Here is a 7633-nt window from a genome sequence, read left to right as displayed (position 1 = left end):
GAACCGGCTGGACTCGCCGCAGCCGTGACAGCGTTCGCCGCGCGGATCACCGAACTGGGCAAGGCCGAGATAGGCGACAAGACCATGGTGGATGCCCTGCTCCCCTTCGCCGAAACCTTCAGCGAACGCGTCTCCGAGGGTGTCCTTCCGGAGCGTGCCTGGGCTGAAGCTGCCTCGGCGGCCACCTCGGCTGCGCAAGCTACGGCCGCGCTCCGTCCCCTCAAAGGAAGGGCCCGGCCGCTCGCCGAGAAGAGCCTGGGCACAGCAGACCCCGGAGCCACGTCACTGGCGATGATCTTCACCGTCATGGGCCCGCATGTTGTGAGTGCCGGGAAGGTCACGGCGTGACCACGAAACGTTTCCGCCTCATCCTGGGCGCCGACGAAGCCGGCGTGGACTACAAAGACCGGATCATGGCGGACTTGCGGGACGATCCGCGGGTCAGCGAAATCATCGACATCGGCGTCAACCGCAGCGACTCCACCGAAGACTTCACCACGCCCTACCCCTACGTAGGGATCAAGGCCGGCGAACTCATCCGGGACGGCCATGCAGACCGGGCCATCCTGTTCTGCGGTACTGGAATCGGCGTGGCCATCGCCGCGAACAAAGTGGACGGCATCCGCGCCACCACGGCCCACGATTCCTTCTCCGTGGAGCGGTCCATCCTGTCCAACGATTGCCAGGTGCTCACCATGGGCCAGCGCGTCGTCGGGGTGGAACTGGCCAGCAGGCTGGCACGGGAATGGCTCGGCTACGCCTTCGACCCAACGTCGGCGTCGGCGGACAAGGTCAAGGTGCTCACCGATTTCGAAGGCTGCTGAGTCGTCCTGCCCCCTCCCAACTGACTGACAGTTGTTGTCGTTTTGAGCCCTCATAACGACAACAACTGCGAGCTAGTTGGGTCCTGCAGCGCCGGGGTGGGCCCGAATTTGGGCTAGGCGTAGGGTGGAATGTGGACGATAGGAGCATTTCATGAAGAAAATCCTCATGGTACTAACCAGCGTTTCCGAGCTTGGCGATACGGGAAAGAAGACCGGCTACAACGTGGCCGAGGCTGCACATCCTTGGAAGGTCTTCAAGGATTCCGGACACTTCGTCGACTTCGCATCCATCCAGGGCGGTCAGCCCCCGCGCGACGAGGTGGACTCGAAAGATCCCATCCAGGTTGCCTTCACGGAAGACGAGGCCACACGGGCCGGCCTCTACAACACTGCCCGCGTGGACGTTGTTGATCCGGGCCAGTACGACGCAGTCTTCCTCGTGGGAGGCCACGGCACCATGTGGGACTTCCCGGACAGCGAAGGACTCCAGAAACTTGTGGCGAGCGTCTACGACGCCGGCGGTGTGGTGGGCGCGGTCTGCCACGGACCCGCGGGCCTGGTGAACGTGGACCTGGCCGACGGCTTCAGGCTCGTCGGGGGCCGGGAGGTGGCCGCCTTCACCAACGACGAAGAAGTTGCCGCAGGAATGGACAAGGTCATCCCGTTCTTCTTGGCCGATCGGCTCAAGGAACAGGGTGCGATCCACGTCTTCGCCGACGTCTTCGCAGAGAAGGTTGTAGTCTCCGACCGCTTGGTGACCGGGCAGAACCATGCCTCCGCCGCGGGCGTGGCGAAAGAGATGGAGAAACTCCTCGCGGAGGTCATCCATCAGGAAAAGGCCGAAGAACAGCAGGAATCGGAAGCCTTGCGCGCAGAAAAGGACGCCAAGAAAGAAGCCAAGAAAGCTGCCGCAGCAGGCACAGAGCACTAACACCCGCAGCGTTTTGACACTGGCGGCCGCTCCGACGACGGGGCGGCCGCCAGTGTCGTCGGAGCGATCCCCAGTGTCGTCGACGGCCTGGAAACGACCCGCACATACCGATCAATTTCCCGTTTGCCCTTGACAAGAGTTCTCTGAACCGGTTCAGTAGAGATAACAAAACCGGTTCAGTGACCCCAATCACCAAGTGGCAATGAGGCAAACATGACAGTGACCATCAACGACGTTGCGCAGGCAGCCGGCGTGAGCAAGGGTGCCGTCTCGTACGCGTTGAATGGGCAGCCCGGCGTCAGTGATGACACCCGGGAGCGCATTCTCAGGGTAGCCCGGGAACTAGGTGGAAGCCGAATCTTCGAGCCAAGAGCCTGTCTTCTGCCAAAGCCTTCGCCGTCGGACTCGTGGTGGCAAGGGACCCCCGGCTTCTGGGAACTGACCCCTTCTTCCCCGCATTCATCGCCGGGATCGAGACCACCTTGGTCGAGCACGAATACGTCCTGGTCCTGACGGTGGCCGCAAGCGCCGACGCCGAGGAACTGGGCTATCGGAAGCTGGCTGCCGACAGCCGCGTGGACGGCGTCATCCTCACGGACATGAGGGTTGACGACTCCCGGATCGCTTTGTTGACGAGCCTCAAGATTCCGGCCGTCACCCTTAACCGGCCCGAAACCACCTCACCGTTCCCTGCTGTCTGCATGGACGATACCGAAGGCATTGCGGCCGCCGTCGAGCACCTCGTTTCCCTGGGACACACCAGAATCGGCCACGTGGGCGGACCACAGAGTTACATCCACGGCCGAAGCCGGCGCTTGGCGTGGCAAAACGCCATGGCGAAAGCCGGGCTCGGGGCCGGTTCCTTCATCGAGGCGGACTTCACCGCAGCGGGCGGATTGGCGGCTACCGCGGAATTGCTTCGCTCGGCCCAACGGCCAACTGCGATCATCTACGCGAACGACCTGATGGCCACCGCCGGACAGTCCTACGCCCAGTCCCTCGGACTGGCGGTTCCCGATGATCTATCCATCACCGGCTACGACGACACCGAGCTCGCCAGGTACCTCAATCCTCCGTTGACGACTGTCCCCGCCGATCCGCTGCTCTGGGGGCGGGTTGCCGCCCAGCAGCTGCTTAGCCTCCTCGGCGGAGCCCCTGCGGAAGACGTCTATCTGCCATCTCCAAAACTGGTAGTCCGCGCATCCACTGGGCCGGTCCCCAGCATGCCGAATAAATAATCCTTACTAATACCGATCTACCCGCAATTGGGTGGGGTTATTTGCCATTCCCGTTTGACGGCAATGTCGCCACCGCATTTTCAGTTTTTACCCGCAAAAGGAGTTGCAATGAAGCACGGAAAAATTAGTTCGAGAGTCCTCTCCCTTACCGCTATTGCCGTTATCGGAGCCGGCCTGGCCGCATGCGGTGGAGGCGCCTCCAGCAGCACGGCTTCTGGAGCGAACTCCGCCACCACGGCCAAGGGTCCCATCAAGATCTGGTACTCAAACAACGAGTTCGAGGTGAAGTGGGGCAAGGACATGGTGGCCTCCTGGAACGCCGCCCACCCCGACCAGCAAGTCGATGCCCAGGAAATCCCGGCAGGCAAGAGCTCCGAAGAGGTCATCGGGGCGGCAATTACCGCCGGCAACGCCCCCTGCCTGGTCTTCAACACGGCCCCGGTAGCTGTTCCGCAGTTCCAGAAGCAGGGTGGCTTGGTCCCGCTGGATTCCTTCCCGGACGGCGCACAGTACATCAAGGACCGCACCGGCGATCTCGCCAACCAGTACAAGTCCTCCGACGGCAAGACGTACCAGCTTCCGTGGAAGTCCAACCCGGTGGTCCTCTTCTACAACAAGGACGTCTTCGCGAAGGCCGGCCTGGACCCGGAAAAGCCCAAGCTTGCCACGCAGTCCGAGTTCCTGGACACTGCCCGCACCCTCGTGAAGTCCGGCGCCGTCGCCAATGCCGTGTGGCCTTCGCCCACGAGCGACTTCTACCAGCCCTGGTTCGATTTCTACCCGTTCTATGCAGCCAATTCGGGTGGGACGACCCTGCTCAAGGATGGCAAGTCCACCTTCAACAGCGATCAAGGCAAGCAGGTCGCCACCATGTTCCAGACCCTCTACAAGGAGAACCTGGCATCCAAGGAAGCGTACAAGGGTGACTCCTTCGCCGACGGCAAGGCCGGCATGTCCCTCGCAGGCCCCTGGGCCGTCGCCGCTTACAAGGGCAAGGTGAACTGGGGCACGGTCCCGGTCCCGGGTGCGCAAGCCCAGACCGACGGCTCCACCTTCTCCGACGCCAAGAACATCGCCATGTACTCCTCGTGCAAAAACCAAGGAACCGCCTGGGAGGTCATGAAGTTCGCCACCAGCAAGGAACAGGACGGCAAGCTCCTCTCCGGAACGGGCCAGATGCCGATGCGCAAGGACTTGGCCACCACGTACGCGGACTACTTCAGCCAGAACCCGGCCTACAAGACCTTCGCCGACGAAGCCGCACGCACGGTGGAAGTTCCCAACGTGACCAACTCGGTGCAGATCTGGCAGACCTTCCGGGATGCCTGGAGCAAGTCCGTGATCTTCGGCAACCAGAGCATCGATGACGCCTTCAAGGGTGCATCCGACAAGATCAACCAACTGGCAGCCCAGAAGTAGCAGGCGAATCCCCATGTCACTTCGCTCAGCTGGGGTTCCCGCTACGGGAGACTCTGCGGGGCGGGCTGTGGACCAGCGGCCGGCGCCCAGGAAACGCAAGAACTTCCTGGGCCGCCAGCCACTGGGACTGCTGTTCAGCGCCCCCTACGTCATCTTCGTCCTTGCGGTGCTGGCCTACCCGCTCGGGTATGCCGTCTACATCTCCTTCCATCAGTTCTTCTTCACCGCTCCGGGCGTCCAGGTTGACCGTCCCTTCGTGGGGTTGGACAACTACATCACTGTCCTGTCCGACCCCGAAGTGCAACGTTCCTTCGCCAACATCGGCATCTTCCTGATCATCAACGTGCCGCTGACCGTGGGGCTATCCTTGGTCCTGGCCAACGCCTTGAACCGCGTGACGCGGCTCAAGACCTTCTTCCGCGTCAGCTACTACGTCCCGTACGTCACGGCGAGCGTCGCCGTCGTCGGAGTCTGGCTGTTCCTGTTCCAGCAGGACGGGCTGGTCAACGCCATTCTGGGCCCGCTGGCCCCGAACCCCTCGTGGTTGACGAACTCCTGGCTGGCAATGCCAACAGTGGCCCTGTACGTGACGTGGAAGCAATTGGGATTCTTCATCCTGCTGTACCTGGCGGCCCTACAGAACATCCCGGACGAGCTCTACGAATCCGCCTCGGTGGACGGCGGGAACAAATGGGTCCAGTTCTGGAACATCACCGTTCCGGGAGTGCGCTCGGCCAGCGTGCTGGTGACCCTGCTCGCCACCATTACCGGAGCCAACCTGTTCACCGAGCCCTATCTGCTCACCGGCGGAGGCGGACCGGACGGAGCCTCGACCTCGCCCGTGTTCCTGATGTACCAGAAGGGAATCCTGCAGGGGAATCCCGATGTGGCCGCAGCCCTCGGTGTGGTGCTCGTGATCGGCGTGCTGCTGATCGCCTTGATCCAGAAACGCCTCGTTGGCGGGAAGGAGGACTGACGTGTCGATTTTCAATAAAGCGCCTCTCAGGAACGACGACGACGACGCCCGCAGGCCACGTGCCGGCGCCTCCGAAGGAGCGACGTCCGAAGCCGATTCCAGTGCTGAGGCACCTGTATCCACGGCCTCCCGCAAAGGCAGTTCCGTGGCGAAGCGCAAGAACCTCGGCGTGGGCAGCTTCTTGCTGCTGGCCCTGGGAGCTTTCGTCTTCCTGTTCCCGTTCTACTACATGTTCATCGGCTCGCTGCAGACTTCCCCGGACACTTCGGTGGGCGGAGCTTTCCCTAGCCCGGCGAACATCACCGGCGAGAACTACAGCAACATCAACAACTCAATCGACCTGCTGAAAGGCCTGGTCAACTCGGGTATCTTCACCGGTGGCGTCATCTTCTTCACGGTGGTCTTCGGGCTCCTCGTGGGCTACGCGCTCGCCCAGATGCAATTCCGCGGCAAGGGGGTTGTCTTCGGAATGATGCTGCTGGTGCAGATGATCCCGTTCCAGCTCCTGCTCATTCCGCTGTACGTCATGATCGTGCGGGACTACGGACTCGCCGACACGTACCTGGGCATGATCCTGCCGTTCGCGATCAATTCCACCGCAGTGTTCGTGTTCCGTCAGTACTTCATGCAACTCCCCTCCACCTTGTTCGAGGCCGCCCGCATCGATGGAGCCAGCGAGCTGAGGATCCTTTGGCAGATCGCGATCCCCCTGGTCCGGCCCGCCATTGTCACCGCAATCCTGCTGACCTTCATCGGTCCGTGGAATGAGTTCCTGTGGCCGTTCCTCGTCACCAAGGACCAGGCCATCCAGCCCCTCGCCGTCTCCCTGGCGAACTACATCTCGAACATCGCCGCCACGGCATCCAACCCGTTCGGCGCCATCCTTGCCGGTGCCTGCGTCCTCGCGGCGCCCGCCGTCGCGTTGTTCATCTTCTTCCAGCGCCAATTCATTTCCACCAATATCGGTTCAAGCGTAAAGGGCTAAGCTCTATGACTTCCTCAACTTCAGCACTCCCCACCGTCCCGTTCACCCTCACCCGCGCCGGCGTCATCATGACCCCGGAGGACGGGAACGAGTTCGAAGCCGAAGGCGTCCTCAACCCGGCCAGCGGCCGCGGACCCGACGGTGAGCTGTACCTCCTGCCGCGCCTCGTGGCGAAGGGCAACGTCTCCCGCGTCGGGCTCGCCAAAGTGATCATCGGCGACGACGGCGTGCCATCCGGCGTCGAGCGCCAGGGCGTTGTCCTGGCACCGGACGAAGGGTGGGAACGGGGCCTCAACAATGCGGGAACGGAAGATCCCCGCATCACCTGGGTACCGTCCCTCGGCCGCCACCTCATGACCTATGTTGCCTACGGACCGCTTGGTCCCCGCCTGGCCTTCGCCCATTCCGAGGACCTGCGCACCTGGGACCGCCTGGGTCCCTGCCATTTCGAGTACCAGGCGGACTTGTCCATGGACTTGAACCTGTTCGCGAACAAGGACGCCGTGTTCTTCCCGGAACCGGTCAACGATCCCGACGGCGTTCCCTCCTACGCTTTGCTGCACCGCCCCATGTGGGACCTCGGCTGGATCCGCGAGGGCGAAGGCGAGCACCTGCCGGCCGGCCTCGATGACAACCGCCCGGGTATCTGGATTTCCTACGTCGCAGTTGCCGACGTCGAGAAGGACATCCGCAACCTCGTCCACATGCGCAAGCACAAGCTCGTGGCCCTGAGTGAGTTCCCTTTCGAAGAACTCAAGATCGGCGGCGGACCGGCACCTATCCGGGTCGACGAGGGCTGGCTCCTGATCTACCACGGCGTTTCCGGATCGATGGAAAAGTCCGCCTTCGACCACCAGCAGAACGTCAACTACACAGCCGCTGCGATGATCCTCGACAGTGACGATCCCTCGATCGTCATCGCCCGCAGCGACAAGCCGCTCCTGGCACCGGAAACGGAAGACGAGATCTCGGGAATCGTCCCCAACGTCGTTTTCCCCACGGCGATAGAGAAGATCGGCGAGCAACTGTTCGTCTTCTATGGCATGGCTGATTCGAAGATCGGCGTGGCACGCCTGGACCGCGCGTAAAAGCAGTATCGCGCCTAGAAGCAGTACCGCTTCATTAGTCCAGCCCTTCTTCCATGCCCCCTAGGAGTTAGACATGACACTTCCCCTTGCTTATGCACGGCTGAAATCCGCCCCGGTGGCAGTTGTTGCAACGCTGTCGATGCTCCTGGCCGGGGCAGGCGTGGCCTCGGCG

9 protein-coding genes are annotated in these 7633 nt (G+C 62.4%); all 9 read left to right on the top strand.

The annotated features are described in order from the left end of the window. On the top strand, positions 1-348 hold a 348-nt coding region (locus tag AHiyo1_RS27145; RefSeq protein WP_253257431.1), incomplete at its 5' end, for a DAK2 domain-containing protein. Then, positions 345-824 carry an RpiB/LacA/LacB family sugar-phosphate isomerase gene (locus AHiyo1_RS17700; RefSeq protein ID WP_084784579.1) on the top strand — a complete coding sequence of 160 codons (480 nt, stop codon included), beginning with the start codon at positions 345-347 and terminating at the stop codon, positions 822-824. The genes AHiyo1_RS27145 and AHiyo1_RS17700, both read left to right, overlap by 4 nt. 151 nt (positions 825-975) lie before the next feature. Continuing rightward, complete coding sequence (locus AHiyo1_RS17695) at positions 976-1755, top strand: type 1 glutamine amidotransferase domain-containing protein (RefSeq protein ID WP_059389410.1); 780 nt, start codon at positions 976-978, stop codon at positions 1753-1755. 213 nt (positions 1756-1968) lie between these two features. Next, positions 1969-2268, top strand: coding sequence for a LacI family DNA-binding transcriptional regulator (locus AHiyo1_RS27140; RefSeq protein ID WP_253257430.1), 300 nt, complete (start codon positions 1969-1971; stop codon positions 2266-2268). Then, positions 2166-2993 carry a LacI family DNA-binding transcriptional regulator gene (locus AHiyo1_RS17690; protein ID WP_253257429.1) on the top strand — a complete coding sequence of 276 codons (828 nt, stop codon included), beginning with the start codon at positions 2166-2168 and terminating at the stop codon, positions 2991-2993. The genes AHiyo1_RS27140 and AHiyo1_RS17690 overlap by 103 nt, the downstream gene beginning before the upstream one ends. Positions 2994-3101: 108 nt before the next feature. Next, positions 3102-4412 (top strand): extracellular solute-binding protein, encoded by a 1311-nt coding sequence (locus tag AHiyo1_RS17685; protein WP_059389409.1) that lies wholly within the window; start codon positions 3102-3104, stop codon positions 4410-4412. A 13-nt stretch (positions 4413-4425) separates the two neighbouring features. Beyond that, positions 4426-5388, top strand: a complete 963-nt coding sequence (locus AHiyo1_RS17680; RefSeq protein ID WP_059389408.1) for a carbohydrate ABC transporter permease — start codon at positions 4426-4428, stop codon at positions 5386-5388. A 229-nt stretch (positions 5389-5617) separates the two neighbouring features. After that, positions 5618-6373 carry a carbohydrate ABC transporter permease gene (locus AHiyo1_RS17675; protein WP_253257461.1) on the top strand — a complete coding sequence of 252 codons (756 nt, stop codon included), beginning with the start codon at positions 5618-5620 and terminating at the stop codon, positions 6371-6373. Positions 6374-6378: 5 nt separating this feature from the next. Then, positions 6379-7461, top strand: coding sequence for a glycoside hydrolase family 130 protein (locus tag AHiyo1_RS17670; RefSeq protein WP_059389407.1), 1083 nt, complete (start codon positions 6379-6381; stop codon positions 7459-7461). Positions 7462-7633 lie beyond the last annotated feature (172 nt).

The sequence above is a fragment of the Arthrobacter sp. Hiyo1 genome (assembly GCF_001263615.2).
GTDB lineage: Bacteria > Actinomycetota > Actinomycetes > Actinomycetales > Micrococcaceae > Arthrobacter.
The sequence above is the reverse complement of the archived record's forward strand: the minus strand, read 5'-3'. Positions and strand labels throughout refer to the sequence as shown.